The 21341-nt window shown below is 42.6% G+C and carries 18 protein-coding genes; 12 read left to right on the top strand and 6 right to left on the bottom strand.

Annotated features, from left to right (window positions below):
• Positions 1-233 precede the first annotated feature (233 nt).
• On the top strand, positions 234-686 hold the full coding sequence (locus tag NE664_07710; GenBank protein MCQ4726541.1) for a hypothetical protein: 453 nt from the start codon (positions 234-236) through the stop codon (positions 684-686).
• 57 nt (positions 687-743) lie between these two features.
• Entirely contained in the window at positions 744-1196 is a 453-nt protein-coding gene (locus NE664_07705; protein MCQ4726540.1) for a hotdog fold thioesterase, read from the top strand.
• Between the two features lie 178 nt (positions 1197-1374).
• Here NE664_07705 and NE664_07700 read toward each other — a convergent pair whose 3' ends face one another.
• The gene (locus NE664_07700; GenBank protein ID MCQ4726539.1) at positions 1375-1548 is read right to left on the bottom strand and encodes a hypothetical protein; all 174 of its coding nucleotides are present in this window, start codon (positions 1546-1548) and stop codon (positions 1375-1377) included.
• Positions 1549-1706: 158 nt separating this feature from the next.
• On the opposite strand from NE664_07700, the gene NE664_07695 reads away from it, so the two are divergent.
• Positions 1707-2177, top strand: coding sequence for an SLOG family protein (locus NE664_07695; GenBank protein MCQ4726538.1), 471 nt, complete (start codon positions 1707-1709; stop codon positions 2175-2177).
• 402 nt (positions 2178-2579) lie between these two features.
• Here the strand turns inward: NE664_07695 and NE664_07690 are convergent, their stop codons facing one another.
• Positions 2580-2903 (bottom strand): helix-turn-helix domain-containing protein, encoded by a 324-nt coding sequence (locus NE664_07690; GenBank protein MCQ4726537.1) that lies wholly within the window; start codon positions 2901-2903, stop codon positions 2580-2582.
• Positions 2904-3065: 162 nt separating this feature from the next.
• On the opposite strand from NE664_07690, the gene NE664_07685 reads away from it, so the two are divergent.
• Positions 3066-3422 (top strand): helix-turn-helix domain-containing protein, encoded by a 357-nt coding sequence (locus tag NE664_07685; GenBank protein ID MCQ4726536.1) that lies wholly within the window; start codon positions 3066-3068, stop codon positions 3420-3422.
• Between the two features lie 771 nt (positions 3423-4193).
• Here NE664_07685 and NE664_07680 read toward each other — a convergent pair.
• Positions 4194-5435, bottom strand: coding sequence for an AAA family ATPase (locus tag NE664_07680; protein MCQ4726535.1), 1242 nt, complete (start codon positions 5433-5435; stop codon positions 4194-4196).
• A 173-nt stretch (positions 5436-5608) separates the two neighbouring features.
• Between NE664_07680 and NE664_07675 the strand changes: the two genes are divergently transcribed.
• The gene (locus NE664_07675) at positions 5609-7750 is read left to right on the top strand and encodes an RNA-binding transcriptional accessory protein (GenBank protein ID MCQ4726534.1); all 2142 of its coding nucleotides are present in this window, start codon (positions 5609-5611) and stop codon (positions 7748-7750) included.
• A 962-nt stretch (positions 7751-8712) separates the two neighbouring features.
• Here NE664_07675 and NE664_07670 read toward each other — a convergent pair.
• Entirely contained in the window at positions 8713-9681 is a 969-nt protein-coding gene (locus NE664_07670) for a phosphatidylglycerol lysyltransferase domain-containing protein (protein ID MCQ4726533.1), read from the bottom strand.
• Positions 9682-10054: 373 nt separating this feature from the next.
• A complete protein-coding gene (locus NE664_07665) occupies positions 10055-11164 on the bottom strand; it encodes a GNAT family N-acetyltransferase (GenBank protein MCQ4726532.1) in 1110 nt (369 codons plus the stop codon).
• A gap of 335 nt (positions 11165-11499) precedes the next feature.
• Here NE664_07665 and NE664_07660 point away from each other — a divergent pair, with 335 nt between their 5' ends.
• From NE664_07660 to NE664_07630, 7 genes are all read left to right on the top strand, one after another.
• Positions 11500-12384, top strand: a complete 885-nt coding sequence (locus tag NE664_07660) for a DMT family transporter (GenBank protein MCQ4726531.1) — start codon at positions 11500-11502, stop codon at positions 12382-12384.
• Positions 12385-12450: 66 nt separating this feature from the next.
• The gene (locus NE664_07655; GenBank protein MCQ4726530.1) at positions 12451-13329 is read left to right on the top strand and encodes a MerR family transcriptional regulator; all 879 of its coding nucleotides are present in this window, start codon (positions 12451-12453) and stop codon (positions 13327-13329) included.
• Positions 13330-13482: 153 nt separating this feature from the next.
• Positions 13483-14640, top strand: coding sequence for a signal peptide peptidase SppA (gene sppA, locus NE664_07650; protein ID MCQ4726529.1), 1158 nt, complete (start codon positions 13483-13485; stop codon positions 14638-14640).
• 328 nt (positions 14641-14968) lie between these two features.
• Entirely contained in the window at positions 14969-15400 is a 432-nt protein-coding gene (locus tag NE664_07645) for a hypothetical protein (protein MCQ4726528.1), read from the top strand.
• 427 nt (positions 15401-15827) lie between these two features.
• Complete coding sequence (locus tag NE664_07640) at positions 15828-16058, top strand: ferrous iron transport protein A (protein MCQ4726527.1); 231 nt, start codon at positions 15828-15830, stop codon at positions 16056-16058.
• Complete coding sequence (gene feoB, locus NE664_07635; protein ID MCQ4726526.1) at positions 16055-18055, top strand: ferrous iron transport protein B; 2001 nt, start codon at positions 16055-16057, stop codon at positions 18053-18055. The genes NE664_07640 and feoB overlap by 4 nt, the downstream gene beginning before the upstream one ends.
• 189 nt (positions 18056-18244) lie before the next feature.
• Complete coding sequence (locus tag NE664_07630) at positions 18245-18409, top strand: FeoB-associated Cys-rich membrane protein (GenBank protein ID MCQ4726525.1); 165 nt, start codon at positions 18245-18247, stop codon at positions 18407-18409.
• Positions 18410-18819: 410 nt separating this feature from the next.
• Here NE664_07630 and NE664_07625 read toward each other — a convergent pair whose 3' ends face one another.
• Complete coding sequence (locus tag NE664_07625) at positions 18820-20421, bottom strand: hypothetical protein (protein ID MCQ4726524.1); 1602 nt, start codon at positions 20419-20421, stop codon at positions 18820-18822.
• Positions 20422-21341: the final 920 nt, after the last annotated feature.

Genomic DNA, 21341 nt, shown 5'->3' with positions numbered 1-21341 from the left:
TAAGATATATTTTATTCGCCGCATACCGTTTCATTTTCAGCTATAGTAACTGTAAGCTTTTGGTTTATAGCCGTTAAAAATTTTTAAAAAATTTTGATTTGCTATTGACCGTCTATCTAAAGCATGCTTTATAATCCTAACCATAAACAGGATATCGCATACTTGAAAAATAATTTTATCCTGTATTCAAAGAGAAGCAAAATAAAAGCTGATTTTTAAAGGAGGAAATGAAAATGGTAGGAGAGAAAGTAGTTCTTCACGCTATGATGAAAGGTAGCGACGGACATTATGTAGGCGGTTTAGTAAACGGTGCAAGAATCGTACACTTCTGGGGCGACGTTGGAACAGAATTAATGGTTCGCGTAGACGGCGACATCAGCCTTTTCCTTGGATATGAAGAAATCAACTTCACAGCTCCTGTTTATGTAGGCGATTTTATGGAATATGTAGGCTGGATTGAAAAAGTAGGCAATACATCATATACATGCAAATTTGAAGCTTACAAAGTTGCTACAATGTGCGACAGGACAGATATGGACATGACAGGCGTTGAGCACACAGCGGCTACAGCATGCGTACCTCCTGTACTTTGCGGAACAGCAACAGGCAGCCTTTACATAGCTAAAAAGGATCAGAGGGGCGAAACAGATCCTGCTTTCGTTCATGAACATGTGTCAAAGAAATAATTTTGTAAAGCATTTCGGTTAAAAAATCAGATTATTTTGATATAGGAGGAATAGATCATGGTAGGAGAAAAAGTAGTACATCATATAATGATGAAAGGTGCAGACGGACATTATGTTGGCGGCCTTGTAAACGGCGCAAGGATTGTTGATATGTGGGGCGACGTTGGAACAGAATTAATGGTTTATGTAGACGGCGACATCAGCCTTTTCCTCGGTTACAAAGACGTTCAGTTTACAGCTCCCGTTTATGTAGGCGATTTCATGGAATACCATGGCTGGATTGAAAAAGTAGGCAACTGCTCATACACATGCAAATTTGAGGCTTACAAAGTTGCTACAATGTGCGACAGGACAGGTATGGATATGACAGGCCTTGAACACACGGCAGCTACGGCATGCGTGCCTCCTGTACTTTGCGCTAAAGCAACAGGCAGCCTTTACATTGCTAAGAAAGACCAGAGGGGACCACAGAAAGAATCTTTCAAAGACGCTGTTCACCCAACAAAATAATTAAATTTTAAAATTTAGGTTCTAAACTTTATTTAAAAGTAAAGTTTAGAACCTTTTTATTTATCCGATAATGCCTCAATGATAAAATTCCCTTTTTTATTTTATATGGATTATAAAATTAATTAAGAATTATGTCAAAAAAGCCGCATTTCTTTATAATGCGTAATCATTTCTGAACTTATTCCTTGCCCTTTATATTTAATTCCCCATGTTCTTTTTCAAATTTTTCTATGCATTGGCGTATTAAAACATTAATCTGCCCGTTTGCAGAACGTCCTTCATATGCGGAAATAATATGCAGTTTGTGAAGGGTATTTTCATCAATTCTAATAGATAGATTTTTAATAGACATTTTTTCACCTCATTAAAATTATTATATATTTATTTTAGTACAATAATATGATAATATGTTTGAAATGAATGTATAAAATATCTAAAATATATTTTAAATAAATCTATTAAATGTTTAAATAAAACTTAATGAATGTTAGAAAGAGGGGGATATAATTAATGAAAAAAACTTATACATGTTCTTTTTTCGGGCATCGTGACTCGCCGGCGGAGATATACCAGCTGATACGGAAACAAATTGAACGGCTTATATTGGAAGAAAATACGCGTCTGTTTTATTTTAGGGGATACGGCAGGTTTGGCGCTATGGCGGCAAGGGCGGCAAATTCCCTTAAAAAAGAATACCCGTTTATAAAACTGATTTGCGTTATGCCTTATATAGAGCGTTTGGAAACCTACGATGAGTATATAGAAAATAATTTTGACGGGAGCCTTTATCCACATGGATTGGAGTTTGTCCACAGGAAATATGCAATATCCTTCCGCAACAGATGGATTGCCGATAATTCGGATTTTATGATTGCATATGTGAAGCATGAATACGGCGGTGCGTTTCAGGCTATGAAAATGGCGGCAAACAATGGCGCGCATGTTTTTAATATCGCATGTACAAAGTATGATATGGATTAATGCGATATAAAAATATAAGCCATAACCGCGCAAGAAAGCGTGGTATGGCTTGAATATACGGCAAATATTCAGCCATTAATTTTGAATAAGCATGTGTAGCTTCGGTTTACAAGGGCACACACGATTCTAACCGGCATCAGCGGCCCAATAGCCGCCTTAAGGCGGCTGGCTTATAGCTTGCTGTACCTGCGCATCTTTGCCTTGCTCTTATTCCGCGGCTGTCGGTTAAAGCTCTTAGACTTCATAAGGAAAAAATTTTTTGCTGTTCATGGCGCATATGCACAGGCAGAGCCTACGGCAAACGTGTGCAACGCCGAAATGCGGGATTTTGCCTTGTGGGGCGTGGGTTCCCTTGTAACCCGAAGCTGTAATACTTTAATATCTTACGATATTACGCTGTCTCTATTTTTCCAGCAAGTCCTCAATAACGGCGGCAATATGTTTTGTTTTTTCACCGTCGAGTTTTTTGATATTGGATATAAGCTTTGAAGTTTCAAAAGGATTTTCGATTGTATCGTCAAAAAACTCCTTTGGATGTATGCCAAAGTATTCGCAGATATAAAAAAATCCTGCCATAGACGGGAAGTTTTTCCTGTTTTCTATATTATTAATATAATTTTCGCTTTGGCCGAGGGATAGGCTCATATCTCTTGCCGATACGTTCTTTTGGTTCCTTAATTGGGTAAGCCTTTTATAAAATAAATCTTCTGAATCTTCTGATATCATATAACCACCCCTTTTTAGATGATTATAATTTGTATAATATATAATAATATTCGGTTTAAATATGTATTTAGATTGACATAGTATGTAAAACTGTGTACAATATGAAATAAACAGATAATAAATTAAAATAGCCGTAAATATCAGTAAGAGGTTTTATTTAATATGTCAATGTTTTTTGAAAGACTGAATTCATTAACAGAAGAAAAAGCTGTTTCCTCCGAACAACTTTCTTGTCTTACAGGAATCAGCCTTAATAGGATATGTAAATTAAAAAAAGGCACAGTATTACCAGATTTGGACGAGATTATTTTACTGTCGGATATTTTTGGAGTTACTGTTGATTATCTTGCCGGAAAAACGGAAATAAAAGGAAATAAACCGTCAAGCTATACTTTAGAATGTGAATTAACAGCATTAAGGAGCTTTTTGTTGTTGGCTGTGGAAATTATTGATAAATTTTTAGAACCTGAAAAAGAAAACGTCGGCGAATATAGGGGAAATTATTTCAGGTTAAAATAATTTATATAAGCTGATTAAATAATTTTTTAAAACAAATATATTATTGGAAAAAACAGATTGCAGGGGATCTTGTACAGTTAAATGTATAACCTGATTTCGCCCAACGCATTAATTAATCTCGTTCACACAATGCGGCGGAGACGAAACTGCTTCCAATATCTTGAAATAGATAAAAACGATAAAGAAATCTATATATCAAAAAGAGAGTAATTGTGCGGAAATTCCTATTTATCGAAAAGCCGCGAAACCGTTTGACGGCAGGATGAACGGCACATTTAATACGCCGCCGTTGACAGCCCATGCCGCCTTTGCCGGCAGATAATCAAGGCGGGAAAACCATAAAATAATTTGCCGCCGATTTTATTTTATGCGGCTGTCAGTTGGGGGCGTTTTGTCATGCGGTTTCGCATAGTATGAAGTATCGGTAACTTCATATACGCCTTATATAATAATATGCCGGGGTTTGCGCCTGCGGTTCCATGCCGTACAATGGCGGCCTGTTTTCACGACGCTTCAAAACCCTCGGCGGCAATGGCGTTTTGCAAAACAAATAACGCCGAAAGAGCGGATAACGCACTGCACTCCGCTTTGCAAGGTACAGGCCCCTTTGGAAATTCCAACGCAAAGCGGCGTTCGGCTATCGGAGGAGCCATAACGCCGCAATGCTGTCAACAGCCGGTTTCGACGGTCCTGCATCCTCGCAGCTCCGCTTAACAAACCGTCGGCATGCGGGACGCTTGCAGCCGGACATACGCCCTTGCAGGCTCAAATTCAGTATTTTTTACTTTTCCCGTATATTTCATTAACGGCGTTTTTAATATCTTCGCAGGACATAAGCGAAATACGGCGGCGTTTTTCACTTTCGCCGGCGTCGGGGCCGTATTCCCAGTCAATATATTTGTCGGCGCTGTATGTCATTGCGATCTCCAAAAGCCGCCGCGCTTCGCGGCCGTTTCCGAAATTGTCGGCCGGTATCCTTTCTTCGAAAAGCGGACGCAGTATATCCTGCCACCCTTTCTCAAGGCGGAAACTGTTCCTTTCCGCCAAAACTTCAAATATTGAGAGCATTTCGCTTATTGTGTAAGGCTCAAAATGCACTTTAAATGTTATCCTTGACGATATTCCGGGATTTTCTTCCATAAAGCGTTCCATTTTATTGTATTTTTCATTGGCGCTTGCGCCGTATCCGGCAAATATAATCATTTTGTCTTGGCTGTGTTCCTCAACTTCTATACACAGCTGTGCGAGAGCTTCCTGTGCAAAGCTGTCGGTCTTTTCCCCATAATTGTGGTTAACGAGGGAATATGCCTCGTCGATTATAATTATGTCGTTGTTTTCAAATATTTTGTGCACTTTATCGGCAGTTTGTCCGATATATCCCGCTTTAAGCTGGCTTCCAGTGACATAGGCCGTTTTTTCGCCGCAGAGTACGCCGCCTTCCTCCATCATTTTGGCAAAGTACCTTGCGGCCGTCGTTTTGCCTGTTCCAGGAGGGCCTATAAAGGCAAGAACTTTGTGTATCTGCTGGGTATACATTCCCAATTCATGGCGTTTTTTAACGTATTGGTAAACGCTGCCTAAACGGCATAAGGTGTTTTTCATTTTTTCCTGCCCTACCATTGTGCGGCATAAAAGCCCGTATGCCGCCGTACTTTTTGGGTGGACGCCAATAAAGCTTTTTTCCGCGGCCTTTTCTTTGGCCATAAGGAAACGGCCGAACCCGGCGTAATTTAACAGGAAAGAATATTCCGTTTCATTAAGGCGTTTCTTATATTTGCCGTTTTCGTTTTTGTATTCGTTTTCGCTTACAAGCCCCTCAAAAAGCAGGCGGTTTTCGTTGTATTTCTGATACGACGCGTCGTTTGCAAGGCGCACTTGGCTTAATCCCTGATTTTTAAACAAAGCGTAAATTTTGCTTATTATAATATTGCCCTCTTCTTCCGTTAAGCCGCTGTTGAACAGCGCGCTTTCAAAACATTTTTTTTCAAGGGCTTCAACTTTTTCTTCCGTCAATGGTTCCACCTCCGTATGTATTAAGTTTATACCTTTTTCATATAAATTACAATAATTATTAAAAGAAAACTATTATCTTTTTGTGCGCCGAAAAATTTAAGAAGTATATATTTGACTTACTTTATTTATAACCGTAAAATAAATATATAAAACAAATGAAAAGAGGAATTGCCATGGATATAACCAAAATTCTCTGCCGCGAACTCGGCATACGCGAAACGCAGGCCGAAAACGCCGTTAAGCTTATAGACGAAGGCAACACAATCCCGTTTATAGCAAGGTACAGGAAGGAACTTACAGGCTCCCTTGACGACCAAAAACTAAGGGAGCTTTACGACCGCCTTATGTATTTAAGGAACCTTGACGAAAAGCGTGAGCAGGTCAGGGAAAGCATAAACGAACAGGGGGCTTTGACCGATGAAATCGCGGCGGCTTTGGACGGCGCGCAGACTTTGACTGAAATTGACGATATATACCGTCCGTTCCGCCCGAAAAGGCGCACAAGGGCGACGATCGCACAGGAAAAGGGCCTTTCGCCCCTTGCGGATATAATATGGCTTCAGCTGGACAGAACTCCTGCAAACGAACTTGCCGAAAAATATATAAATGAAGAAAAAGGCGTTTTAACAGCCGAGGACGCGCTTCAGGGTGCGAAGGATATTATTGCCGAAAGGATAAGCGACGATCCTTCGATACGGAAGATCCTCAGGGAAGATATATATAAAACGGGAAAAATAACTTCAAAGGCCGTCGACGCCGGAGCCGAAAGCGTATATGAAACGTATTACGATTACAGCGAAAGCATAAAAACGACGGCAGGCCACAGGGTGCTTGCGTTAAACAGGGGGGAGAAAGAAAAATTTCTTTCGGTTAAAATCGAGGCCGATACGGAAAGACTGCTCCGCCGTATATGGCAGGAGATTATAATTGAAAAGAGCGCGTCAAGGGACATTATCGAAGAGGTTATAGAAGACAGCTACAAAAGGCTTATATTCCCTTCGGTGGAAAGGGAAATCCGAAACGCCCTGACGGAAAAGGCCGAGGAAAGCGCAATATCCGTTTTCGGGCGTAACCTCAAACAACTGCTTTTGCAGCCGCCTGTTAAAGATAAAAATGTGCTTGCAATAGATCCGGCTTTCAGGACGGGGTGTAAAATCGCCGTTTTGGATCAGACGGGAAAGCCGCTTGAAACAGGCGTTATATACCCCACGGCGCCGCACAATAAAACGGAAGAAGCGGAAAGAAAGCTTATACCACTGATCGAGAAATATTCTGTAGACATAATAGCCATAGGAAACGGCACGGCAAGCAGGGAAACGGAAAAATTTGTTTCGGACATGTTAAAAAAAGTGGAGCGGGAGGTTTACTATATAATCGTAAATGAAGCGGGGGCGTCGGTGTACAGCGCAAGCAAGCTGGCCGCCGAGGAGTTTCCGGAATACGACGTTTCTTTAAGAAGCGCCGTTTCCATAGGACGCCGCCTTCAGGACCCGTTGGCGGAGCTTGTGAAAATTGAACCCAAGGCTATAGGCGTCGGCCAATACCAGCACGATATGAACCAGAAAAACCTTTCCGAAACGCTTGGCGGCGTAGTGGAGGAATGTGTTAATAACGTAGGGGCGGATCTGAATACGGCTTCCCCGTCGCTTTTAAGTTATATTGCGGGCATAACCCCCGCCGTGAGCAGGAATATTGAAAAATACCGCCTTGAAAACGGAAAGTTCAAATCAAGGAAGGAGCTTTTAAAAGTTCCTAAGCTAGGCCCCAAAGCCTTTGAACAATGCGCGGGGTTTTTGCGGATACCCGAAAGCGGCAACCCGCTGGACGCTACAGGCGTGCATCCTGAAAGCTACGGAGCGGCGGAAAAACTGCTTGACGAAACAGGCTACGGCCTTGAGGATGTGCGCGGCGGCATAAACGGATTGGGGAATGTAATAAAAGATAAAAAAGAAATGGCGGAAAAAATAGGCGTCGGCCTTCCCACACTGAACGACATCATAAAGGAGCTTGAAAAGCCGGGAAGGGATATAAGGGAGGAAATGCCGAAGCCCGTTTTGAGGAGCGACGTTTTAAGCATTGAAGATTTAACGCCGGGAATGATACTGAAAGGCACCGTAAGGAACGTTATAGATTTCGGGGCCTTTGTCGATATAGGCGTACATCAGGACGGACTTGTCCATATTTCGCAGATAAGCGGAAAATATATAAAACATCCTTTAGAGGCCCTTTCCATAGGGGACATAGTTACGGTAAAAATAATTTCCGTAGACGCCGCAAAAAAAAGGATTTCGCTTACAATGAAGGATGTTAAATGAAAAGCGTATGTAAGGAGAAAAACAGCTTCGACAGCTTCGGAAAAAATAATTTTTTCGGAGAAAATACGCGCGTCTGCGGCATAGGTTTGCGAATAAAAAAGCCGATGCGGGATTATGCGTAAAACCGGGAAAGAGCCGTGAAAAATACACGACGGCGTTTATTCCCATAAAATGAATAATAACGTCGTTAAGGGGCTTTTTATAAATTTGCGCGTCTATTGCGCCGCCTGAAATTTTAAAATATTATATATGCACGGCGGAAAGATTAAGAGCATGAAGGCTGTTTTAACAAAAATGATTGTTCTGCCTGTCGGCTATAAAGAGGCAAAGCGGCATATTCCGTAAAATAAGGCTTCTCTTGCGGCAGCGCCGAAATTGCCGACTTTTATGGGAACGAATCCGTAGGAAGGCAAAGAGAGGAGTATATTCCTGAATAAAATTCGTAAACTTGGAGAATGAACAGGGAGAAAACCTCTGAAAGAAAGCGGATTTTGAAGTAAAATTGAATACCCGCCAAATAAACCGAGAGAGTCGCTGAGAGAAAGCGGATTTTAAAGTAAAATTGAATACCCGGCAAGTGAACCGAGAGAATCATTGAGGGAAAGCAAATTTTAAAGCAAAATTGAATACCCGGCAAGTGAACCGAGAGAATCGCTGAAGGAAAGCGTATTTTGAAGCAAAATTGAATACCAGGCAAGTGAACCGAGAGAGTCGCTGAGAGAAAAAGGATTTTAAAGCAAAATTTAATACTCGGCAAATAAGCCGAAAAAATCCGCTGTGCGCATGGTTTTTCCAAGAAAAATCAATTGGATTTACAGGGCGGGCATGCCATTGTACGGGAAAACGGGAATTTTTCAACCGATAGCTGAAAATTATCGTAAATGCGGCAACTTTCACATTTTTGAGAACTTACGTCTGCTAAAAAACCGGATGCTTTAAATCATCCGGTTTTATTTATACGTTTATTTTAAGCACCCGGCAGGTTCAAAAACCTCGAGATCCTGAGTTTTTATTTCTTCCAATTCCCTGCTGCACTTTAAAGCGGCGTCGTATTTTTCCGTCATTTTATATGGATTGTACGACTGTTTCGCTTTTCTGAGGCCTTCAAGGCCCATATCTTCTTCCCTGTTTATATACGTCGTATCGGCGCAGTTGGCCTCGGCATATTTCTGGTTTATGAGAGGATAAAGCCCGTCTATGTCCTTTGCCGCCTTTTCTATGTGTATTTGGCTCATATGCGGAAGCGTTTTTTCGCCTACAGTAAACGCCTTAATAACCCCGCCTATACGAATTGCTCCGCCCGTAAGGCCTAGATCCTCAAGGTTTAAAAGCGCGCGTTCCACCGACGACCTTTCGTCGTACTGCGTAATGGTTATTTCCTTGTGATCCATGCACCATTCGTCATACACCGCCATACATTCCTCATAGTGGCCTTTGGTAAGGTTTTCATATACAAAGTCGGGGTGTTCCCTGAGGAGCTTGTTTATATGGTTCCTTTTGCCGTGGAGCTTTTTGCCTTTAAGGGTTATAAGGCTTTCGCTCAGATATATATAGTCAAAATTTTTCCTGTTGGGCACAAGCTCAAGCTCGGGGCACGCCTTTCTCATCATTTCGTCAAAAGGCGCGGCAACCGAACGGAATACAGGCTTAATGCCGTTGTTTTTCATGTATTCGCAAGCGTCCAAAAGGGCTTTCCTGTAATCCGTTTTTTCATCTTTCGGAAACGGAGGCCAAAAAAATGTGTCCTCGCCCGCAAAGTCAAGCTTAATATAAAGACAGCCGTCGCCTTCGGCATACTGTATTTTGCCGTCGCAGCCCCATATATACATATGCGCGAAGCTGAATTCCGCATTTTCGCAGTTCCACTGTTTTATATAGCCGTTGATTAATTCCTCACTGCTTAACGTTATATCTTTAAAATCTAAATTCACTGAAATTTCCTCCTTGTTAATCTTTCCCGCCGTTTTCAGGCTCCATACGGCGCGCGGACAAAACGCCGCCAAATCGCGCCGGACTGTATAAAAGGAAAGCGCGCCCGCCCGTTTAAGAAAACGGCTTGAAAAAATACCGCTGAAAATCCGCGCATATGCCGTAACCGGATTGAAAACCGTCTTATGCCCCGACGCTTAAATTATACGCCGCAAGACAGCCCGAAAAAACGGACGATACCGTCGAAAATCCGTATTTAAAGCACAGAAGCCACGCGTATAACCGAAAACCGAATCCGAAAACTTCGGTTTAACGGCGCGTTTACTCCGCAAATTCACGGGATTTGCCGAAAACGGCTGAATTTTACCGCGGATTTTAATATTCGTCTACTATATGGCAGACCTGTTTCGGCAAAAGGACGTCAAGCGCCTGCGCTTCTTCCCTTATGTATACGCGGGCTTTGCCTTCTTCCTCAAGCTCCTTTATGCTCCTGTAGCCTGTAATCCATTGGGTAAGGTTGCCGGCGCTCATTGATACGGCCGGTTTCCTGTCGGTTCTTTCTCCTTTAAGATTAAATATGCCGTTGTTTCCGGCAACAATTTCATCTTTAATTTCAACGGCATACGGAAGGCCCATGCCAACGGCTTTTAAAAGTTTTTCGGCATTTGCAAGGCCCAGTACGTTGCGTGGGCCGACGGTAACCTTTCCCAGAGACGAAAAGCTTTTTGTGTCGGGCGGGAGTTTTATTTTAACGCTTTTCCCCGTTCCCAAATATATAAGGGAATCCACAAGGCGCTGTTCCGTTTCGGGTGTTAAAGCCATTATTTCCTCGCCGTAAAGCATGTCGGGCGTGTCGTAATAAACGGCATATCCGGCAACGGCGCCGTTTTCGCAAATGGAAATGCATTTGCCGCCGTCGCTTAAATAATCGTCGGCTTTAAGCCTGAAATCCATGTAGCTTCTGGAGATGATGCCGGAATACTTTTCGGCGGCTTTTGCGTAGCACGGCAAAAGCGGGGAAACGCTTCCTTTTAAATCAAATTCGTCAAATTCGGGCCTGTTTGCCGCTTCGGCCCTTTCAATCTCGACAAACGCCGTATCGCTTACCGGAAAATGGCCGACGTTGAAATATGTGCGCAGTACCGCCGGGCTGTGGGCGCATAAAACAATTCCCATATCCCTAACCATATTCATATATCCCGTGTATATTTCTTTCATATAACCGCGTTTTTTGTAATCCGGATGGGTGCATGCCCCAACCATTATGGAGCAGTTTAAAACAGCCCCTCGTATTTTAATATGGCACGGTATGCTTTGAGCTTCCGAAACAATACCTCCGTCCTCTTCAATGCAGATAGAGTAGTCCGGCACAAAACGGTTTGCAAAAAACCAATCCCTGAAATTTTGGGAATCAGTAAAACTTAAATCCCAAAGTTTTTTAAATCCTTCTTTATCGTCAATCGACGCGCGTCTTATCATTTTCATATTCCGCCACCTCTTAAAGCTTTATTTTACCACAATCCGAACCTTTTTTATACGGGCAAAGGTAATAATCAATTTATTGTAAAAACATTCCGTTGGTGCAGATTTACTATAATATATGCGTTAACTTATCGATAATCATTATCATTTAATACAAAATATAATAAACCCTTTTTACGGCATTGTAAAGGATATTTATGTAATTTTGTAAATATAATAAAAAGTTTAAGTTTTCCGTAATTTAAAAACGGCATAATTGGATTGCGGCACGTTTTTATATTGATTTTTTCGGCTTAATTGATATAATCATACCAACATGGTAAGAAAGGGCGGTATTTATGGGGGAAAACGGGAAACGGAAAAACGCACTGATCTGCATGGTTGCATGCGGCCTGTGCTGGAGCACTTCAAGTTTAATGATAAAGCTGTGCCCCTGGGGCAGTTTCCATGTGGCGGCGGCAAGAGGCCTGCTTGCGGGGCTGTTCCTTTTGGGATACATATATTTTGTGCGCCGCAAAAAGTTTGTGTTCACAAAAACGGCGGCTTTCGTTTCGGTTTTTGTATGTTTTAAATATATAGGATTTATTACGGCAAATAAGCTTGCCGCCGGAGCGAACTGCGCGGCGATACTTCAGGCAAGTTCCGTATTTGTGCTTTTGGCTGGATGTATAATCGACAAAAAGCTGCCGAGAGGGAGGGATGTGGCCGTTATAGCCGCCGTTGCGGCAGGCATTGTGCTTTTCTTTTACGGGCAGTTTGACATTTCGTCCGTAAAGGGGAACTTAGCGGCGCTTTTGTCGGCGTTCTGCACCGCCGTTATGTTTTACGGTTCGGGAAGATTCGACACGGTTGAAGAAAATTTAAGCGCGATAATTATGGGAAATTTTCTTTCCGCCGCCTTGTCGCTTGCTTTCCTTGGAGGAACGCCTTTCGAGATTACGCCGAGAGCCGTTTGTGCGATTTTGTTCCTTGCGTTTATACAACAGGGCGTTTCATTTATACTTTATACGAACGCCGTTAGGGTTATAAGCCCGTTTTCATGCGCCGTTATAGGCGCGATAGAACCTGTTTTAAGCCCGTTTTTATGTTTCTTTTTCCTTGGGGAAACGCCTTCAAGGTTTGCGGCGGCGGGAGCAGTCGTAATTATAGGGTCCGTCACGGCATGGAGCCTTTCAAATTTTGCGCCCGACGATAAAGCGGAAAACGAAAAAACAAGCTTTTAATATTCAACCTTAGCTGATATACTGTAAAAAATGCGTTTTATATATTTAAGGAAGAAGGGAAGCCCCTTGAAAAATTACGGCAAATATTACACCATAGGCGAAATAAGCGATATGTGTGAAGTGCCTATCAAAACTCTCAGATATTACGATGAAATAGGCCTCCTTGTGCCGTCAATGCGAAGCCGGGAAACAAATTACCGTTATTACGGCAGCGAACAGACGCTTACTTTATTTATAATAAAAAAATTAAAATCCTTTGGTTTTTCCCTTGACGAAATTAAGACTATGGTTTACAGCAGCGATGTAAAAACCGTTACGGGCCATTTAAGGGAAAGGACGGCGGTTATAAGGAATAAGATCGAAAGCCTTAACAACATACAGGGCGAGCTTAATTCTATGCTTGAAAGGCTTGAAAAAGGCAGTTCGTTTATACAGTGTTTCGACGGGGGCGGCGAGCCCGGTAAAAAAATCGAGTTTGACGACGGCGACGTTTCCGTGGAGGAAATACCGCGCTATAACTGCATATACACAAGAGAAATACAGAAAAATTACGACAACGCCGGCGTTACCATACCTCGGTGGTTTGAACTTTTTGATATTGTTAAAAAATTGAAGCTGAATTCCATAGGAGTTGTGCTCTGCACATATCATAACGAGCCGTTAGGGCAGTTTGTAAATAAGGAATGCGACCTTGAAATCAGTATACCGGTATACGGCGCTGTAAATTCGCCTTACTATAAAGTCGGCGGCGGATATAAGGCCGTCACGGCTTTCCATCGCGGCAGCCACGCGACGCTTATAACCACTCATATTAAAATGATTAAATGGATTAACAACCGTAAAATGGAAATAAACGGCCCTATTTCGGAGGAATATATCATTTCTCCCGTAGATGTGACGAATGAAAACGATTTTGTTACGAAAATCATAATTCCCGTCGCATAATGAAATTTTAAGAGAATTTTAAGTGAAACGCCGGCGTTTAAATGATATAATGCGTTTAAGTGAATGCCGCGGGCGGATTTTTAAATTATATACTGCGGCGCGCCGTTTTTAAAAAGGCGCGATTCGGCAGAAAAAATATGTGGAGATGAAAAAATGGACGAAAAAGAACTTTTTAACTCCGGCAGTGAAAACGGCAGACGTATACCTCCGCCGGCGGGAAAGCCGGACGGCGGCGGTATAAACGGGCGTACCGATAATTCCAACGATGTATTTACGGGGGCAACGCATACGGATCAACCGCCGAAAAATGTAAGCTATAACACAAATTATAATACAAATTATTATAAAAGCGGCCGAAAAGGCTGTCTTTTCTGGGGCCTTGCAATACTTGCGGCGTTTATAACGCTGAACAGTTTTTTCTTTTTCGGCATAGTTTCCGTGTTTTCTTCCGAAAATTCTTATGAATACGAGGAAACCTTATCAACGGATTATGTGGAAATACTCAGGATTGAAGGAACTATAGCCCGCGGCAATGTAAACGGTTACGGCGCCCCTGTGGGATACCAGCACGACTGGATGCTTAATAAGATAGATTATCTCATAAGCGACAGCTATAATAAGGGCATTATACTTTATATAGATTCGGGCGGCGGCGGCACATATGAAAGCGATGAGATGTACCTTGCCTTAAAACGTTATAAAGAAGAAACCGGACGGCCTATATATGCCTATTACGGGCCGACAGCCGCATCCGGGGCGGTTTATATTTCCATGGCGGCCGACGAGATATATGCAAACCGTATGTCGATGCTTGGTTCCATAGGAGTGAGGATGACATACTACAACACTAAAGAACTTATGGATAAGCTCGGCGTTAAGGAAATTTCCATAACAAGCGGCCGAAATAAAACGATGATGAGTTCCATGGAAGAACTGACCGACGAACAAAGGGCAATACTTCAGAAATCCGTTGACGAAAGCTTTGAATACTTTGTGCAGGTTGTTTCGGAAGGCCGCGGCATACCCGCCGACAGGGTGCGTGAATTTGCTGACGGAAGGATATACACGCCGAAGGAAGCAATTGAACTCGGCCTTATAGACGGAATTATGGATTACGATTCTTTTATTGAAGAAATGTACTATAAAGATGAGTTTTCAGGATGTATGCTTTATGAGGATACGTATACGGATACGTCCATATGGGGGCTTCTGTTTTCAAAGATACGGGATGCCGGTGCGGCAAATTCCGAAATAGGAGTTTTAAAAGAACTTTTAAACAAATCGGAGCTTCCCGAAACCGCATTTGAATAGGTATGATAAAAACAAAAGAACGCCGCTTTATGTTGGCGTTTATAAAACGGTATCAGAAACATTTTTGCCTGATTCCTAATATTTGTTCCTATTTATATTTATTAAATTCTGCCGATAAAATAAATATAATGGCAAGAAAAAAGAATCCAGAACAGATAGTAGACGGTGGAAATGGATATATTAAATAACGTTAATTTGGCAAAAGCGTCCGGCGGCGCTGTCGAAAGTTATACGAAATGCCATGAAAAAACCAGTGGAAATTAACGGTTCCATTAAAAGAGAAAATTGTTGAATCATCCAAGAAGGACGCGAAAAGCAATATATATATATGGGAAAAGAGTTTATGGCTTTGAGGCGGTCGGAAGTTAACAAGGCTGCGCCCGACAGAGCCTCTTTAATCGCAAAATTCAGCCAATCTGCGGGTTATAACAGCGTTGATAATATGAAAAGGATACAAGAGGCGGATGAAAAGCGGCTGTGTATTTTATTCGGAATACCATATAAAGCTGAATTTCAGGGAGAAGGCGGCGGCTCGGCAGTTCATGTTTACAATGATAAAGGCGAGGAAGCGCTTACATATACGCAAGGAGTTGGATGGCATGCTAAAGAAACAAAAGCGGAAACAAGGGTACATTCAGCTTTAAAATCCGTATATTATGAAGCGTTTACAGACGCAAGGAAATCATTGGACATGGAAGCAAATACGGAATCCGCAAATGAAAATATTGTAGGACAAAGGAAATTTGACACGAAAGCATAAATATAAAAAAGACGGGAAAAAGCAGTCGCTCTTTACCCGTCTTTTTTGTTCTGTGTATGCAGTTTGCCATAGTTCCGTTCGGCGGCCGATGACGTTTTATGAATATCCGCCTTTACGGCTTCCGTTCTTAACGCATGTCTGCCCGGCCGGCGGCAGAACGGAAGCCGTTTAACATATATTAAAAATATGTCTCGAGAATATGTGAAATTTGGGCGTATTTTTTATGACGTTTTCCGTTTTTTTACTGTTATACGCCCCCTTTTGGAATTTTCGGCCGGGCAACAGCGGCCTCTGATAATTGTCCATATTATTGTATGCTCCCGCAAATAAAAGGTATTCATGTGCAATTTATGTTGACACATGCAAAATGAATTATTACAATAAATTGAATGGAGAGAATATTTAAAGCATATGCGGGGAGAAAAAAATGACTCTTGATAAACTTAAAATAGGAAAAACTGCCGTAATAAAGGCTGTTAACGGAAGCGGCGCTTTAAGGAGGAGGCTCCTTGATATGGGGCTTACGCCGCATACGAAAATAATGGTGCGGAAAGTTGCCCCAATGGGGGACCCCATAGAACTGTATCTGCGGGGATATGAACTGACAATAAGGCTTGACGACGCCAAAAATATAGAATTGGAGGAGGAAGGCCTATGATTTTTGCTTTAGGAGGCAACCAGAACAGCGGGAAAACGACGCTTTTTAACCAGCTTACGGGCTCAAACCAGCATGTCGGCAATTTCCCGGGGGTAACGGTTGATAAAAAGGAAGGAGTAATCCGCGGCACAAACGCGTCTGTAGTGGATCTTCCCGGTATATATTCGCTTTCGCCTTACACAAGCGAGGAGATTGTTACAAGGGATTTCCTTTTGAACGAAAAACCGGATTGTATTATAAATATCGTGGACGCCACAAACATCGAAAGGAACCTTTACCTTTCCCTCCAGCTTATGGAACTTAACATACCTATGGTTATGGCTCTTAACATGATGGACGAAGTAAGGGCGAACGGCAATTCAATAGATATTATAAAGCTCCAAGCCCTGCTCGGCATACCGATTGTGCCTATATCTGCCGTGCGCAATGAAGGCGTTGGGGAGCTTATCGAAACTGTCATGTCAACGGCGGCTTTAAGGACAAAGCCCCAGAAAAAGGACTTCTGTTCCGGGGCTGTACATAGGACGATACACGGCATATCCCACTTAATAGAAGATCATGCCGAACGGGCGCATGTGCCGCCGCGTTTTGCCGCCACAAAGGTAATAGAGGGCGACGCGCCTATGACGGAACTTTTAAACCTTACCGAAAATGAAAAAGATATGATTGAGCACAACGTGCATGAAATGGAAGAGGAGCTTAATACCGACAGGGAAGCGGCTTTGGCCGATATGCGCTATACTTTTATAGAGGACGTATGCTCGAAAACGGTTGTTAAAAAAGGCGAGAGCAAGGCGCATTTAAGGAGCCTCAAAATAGACAGCGTGCTGACAAATAAGTATCTGGCCATACCTATATTTTTAGGCATAATGCTTCTTATGTTTTACCTTACGTTCGGCGTTATAGGGGCTTTTTTAAGCGATCTGCTTTCCGTGGGGATAGACGCGGCTACGGCGGCCGCCGACAGCGCCCTTACGGCTTACGGCATAAACCCCGTCGTACATTCCCTTATAATTGACGGCGTATTTGCAGGGGTTGGAAGCGTTTTAAGCTTCCTTCCCATAATAGTTACGCTCTTTTTCTTCCTGTCAATGCTGGAGGACAGCGGGTATATGGCAAGGGTTGCGTTTGTGATGGATAAGCTTTTAAGGAAAATAGGCCTTTCGGGAAGGAGCTTTGTGCCCATGATAATAGGTTTCGGCTGTTCCGTGCCCGCTATTATGGCTACGAGGACATTGGCAAGCGAGAGGGATCGTAAAATGACGATACTTTTAACGCCGTTTATGAGCTGCAGTGCAAAACTTCCGATATATGCAATGTTTACGGCCGCGTTTTTTCCGAATAATAAGCCTCTTATAATGATCTGCCTTTATGTGCTTGGCATATTTACGGGGATACTAAGCGGCCTGTTTCTGAAAACGGCCGTTTTCCGCGGGAATCCGGTGCCTTTTGTTATGGAGCTTCCAAACTACAGGCTTCCGGGGCTTAAAAGCGTTGTTATGCTTATGTGGGATAAGGCGAAGGATTTCTTAACCAGGGCTTTTACAATCATATTTATAGCTACAATATTAATATGGTTTTTGCAGACGTTTGATACCCGCTTTAATATCGTAACGGAAAGCGGGGACAGCATGCTTGCGCAAATCGGCGTTTTGCTTTCGCCGGTGTTCAAGCCGCTCGGTTTCAGCGACTGGCGCAGCGTTACGGCGCTTATAACCGGATTTTCGGCTAAAGAGGCCGTAGTAAGCACAATGGCGGTTCTTACAGGCAGCAGTATAAACAGTCTTCCGCAAGTTCTCGGGCAGATGTTTACGCCGTTGGAAGCAGTTTCGTTTTTAACGTTTACGCTTCTGTATACTCCGTGCGTTGCGGCTATAAGCGCCGTGCGGCGCGAGATGGGTAGCGGCTTGTCGGCGTTGGTTGTTGTTTTTTACCAGTTGGCCGTTGCATGGGTAATGGCTTTTATAGTATATAATGTCGGGCTTTTGATATTTTAGCCGTATAAGCCGGGACGTAAGATGTGCGCCGCATTCTCCTGCCGATAATCTGTTCCATACCGTTCTGCCGATAAGCGGCGGAAACTATGGCGGCGCGAAGGCGCATTTGGAAACTTTCGGCCGGCATATATCTTCGCGGCGTTTTTACAGAGTAACGGCAGGAATACGGCCTTTGACAGGAGGATTGTAATGGGCGGGCTTAATATATTGGACTTTATTTTGTTGGGAATAGTTTTAATCATAGTTTTGATTTCGATACGCAAAATGAAAAAAAATGCGGGCGGCGGCTGTTCGGGATGTTCCGGCTGCGGCATTTCAGACTGCCCCGGGCGAAAAAAAGACAAACGGGATTGACTGCATATTTGATCCGTGTGCCGCCGCTTGACGTGATGCGCGGTTATATAACGGCTATATGCGTAAGATGCAAATTATATGCCCTGTAAATGCGTGATCAGGAAATAAAATATTCAAAGACGGAAAAGGCCGTTTCCAAAAATTTTAATGGAAACGGCTTTTTTGGTTCGGGTTTCTTAAGCAACGCCAAAGCCCGGTTGTATGTCGGGCGGCGGCCGACTCCGGAAAATTTTGTTTTTGGACAGCCGGCTTAATCGTGCGGAGGATAAACGCCGTACCGCCGTACCGCATGCTCATATTTTATTTTTTATAAACGGAAAGTTACGCTATCCTCTTTTAGCTTAAAGCATAAACTTATTATCCTATTTTTCCGGCAAAAAGTTATACGCTTATATTTTATCCAACATTTCCTATTCCGTAACGCCCTTGTTAAGTTTAATATTGCCGCTGTTTTTTGCGGAGCCTTCCTCAAGGTCGATAACTTCTTCAACTTCCCCTTCGTTCCGCGCTTCTTCGTCAAGCTTGTCGAGCATCATTTTTCTCTTTTCCTGGCTCATCTTAAACATTCCTATTCCGGTAACGGCAAGTATTATGGCCGCTATTGGGTTAAGCCAGCAGTTAAGGGCATATTTGCAGTATCCGCCCACTCCGTAAGCCGCCACGCCGAAAAGGCCTATATAGTAAGCGCCGGAAGCCGACCATGGAACAAGCGGCGTCGTCATGGTTCCTACGTCCTCAAGGGTACGCGAAAGGACTTTAGGGTCAAGGCCCTGTTCAAAGTATTCCCTTTTGTAAATCTCGGATACTATAATGTGCGCGGGGTATGACGAACCGGCGCAGCTCATTATAACAAAATCCGTCGCCAATGTCGACGTAATAAGCCTTACCCTCCTGCCGCGGCAGAAATTGAGGACAGGCGAGAAAGCCGTTTGAAGGAACCCTGCCGCGCTCATGATAGCGGCAAGTACGAAACCGCAGCAAACCGTAATGTTAGTGCCCGCCATACTGGTCATGCCGCCCCTTTGTACAATAGAAAGGGTAGAGCTTGACAATACGGACGCATCTTCAAAACCGAGGTATGAAACCTTCATTCCGTTTGTAGCGGCGTTCAATACGTCGGCAATATCCGCCTTCTGGTAAAAAATTGCGACAAACACGGCGGCAAAAGTGGCTATGCAGAGAGACGGCATATTTCCCCACTTTAAAATCGAACCTAAAAATATAAGTATAAAAGGTATAAGCACAATAGGGCCAAACTTGAACATGCTTGACAATTCCCTGCTTACAGTAACGGCCACTTCGGGAAGCTCCGCGCCGCCCGGCATGCTCCTGCCGCATATAAAGAAGAATACGGCACAGATTACAGCTGTCGGCGCCGTTGTGTAAAGCATTGAGTAGATATGTTCATAAACGGTTGTCCCGGCGCATAAAGGCGCAAGTATCGTAGTTTCGCTGATAGGCGAAAGTTTATCTCCGAAAATAGCCCCGCTGACTATGGCCGCTACAAGCAGCGCCGGATCGGCTCCCATTCCAAGGCCGGCGCCGAACATTGCAAGGCCTATTGTTCCGGCCGTTGTCCAGCTTGTGCCGGTTACTAACGAAAAGATACAGCATGATATAAACGACCATAAATATATCTGGTTTGGATTTATAATTTTAAATATAAGGTAAATTAAATACGGTATCGTACCGCAGTATATACATGCGGCTATTGTCCCGCCGACAAGAAAATTCATAAGTATTATTACGGTAACGGACTTGAACTTCTCAACGATAGCGTTTTGCAGCTGTTCCCATTTCCATCCGCACCTGAAAGCCATAAAAACAAATATAAACGACGCCAGCATAAGTATCGGGTTGATTGGTAAGCCATAGCCTATAAAGCCGACGGCGATAAGCCCGATAAGTATAATAAGGGCCAGCAGCGATTCAGCAAAAGTGGGCGCCCTCTTAACTTTTTCGCGTTTGTTTTTGCTGTCGGAGACGGATTTGGAATTAAAAAATTTTGCCATATAATTATTACTCCTCTCATGGACGTTGTTAAAACAGGCTTAAATCGTTAAACTGTTTCCGGCCGATGAAACTGTTTAAATAATTTTTATGTACGCTTGCCTTAAAGATCTTTACATTACTTTAATACAGAACTAAAGTGAGTTCAATTGCAAGTTGCACAAGATTTGTTGTGCATTTGAAAAAAATATATGTTTTTTATCGCCATAAAGTATTTTAAAAAAATCCGTTAATATAATTTTTACTAATTTATTTACAATTAATTATTATTTTTAGGCTAATATACCATAACAGCCGACTCTGTTTGCATATGCGGAAGAATCCGGAAGCCATGTTACGGTATGTTCGGAAAAGTTTGCAAGATATGCGGACGGGGTTAGGATTGCGGCGGTTAAACGGGATTTTCCTTGAAAATAAAGAAAATTCCGATATTTTTTTGAAATAATTAAAAGAACGGCTGGATTTTGAAAGCGCGTTTATGTTTGTTTATTGATTTATTGCTTCAGTTTACAAGTCCACTCACGGTTTTAACGGGCTTTAGCGGCGCAATAGCCGTGTTAAATCCGCTTGCCGTAGGAATCTGCTGCGCCTGCTGGCCTTTTTATTGTGTGGCGTGTACACCATGGTAAACTGAAGCTAAATTCAATGGACGTACCACTTTGAGGGTCGGCCAAAATTCCGGATTAGCGCAGAACATGAAAATTGCGGCCTGTAAAAACAGTATCGCATATAGTTTTTTCATTTTATACCTTCAATAATAAATATACAATTATAGTTTACATGATATTTTGAAAAATATTTAAATAACATTTAATATAAAAATGGTATATTTATTATTCATAAATAATGTTTCAGTGAAACATTAAAATTTGTTAATTGTGATACTTTAATAAATTAAATACAACATTTATGACAGTTTTTA

Origin of the sequence: Anaerotignum faecicola, from assembly GCA_024460105.1 — a bacterium.
In the GTDB taxonomy this organism is placed as follows: Bacteria; Bacillota; Clostridia; order Lachnospirales; family Anaerotignaceae; genus JANFXS01.
Note: the sequence above shows the minus strand (reverse complement) of the source record. Positions and strands in the feature narration are given on the sequence as shown.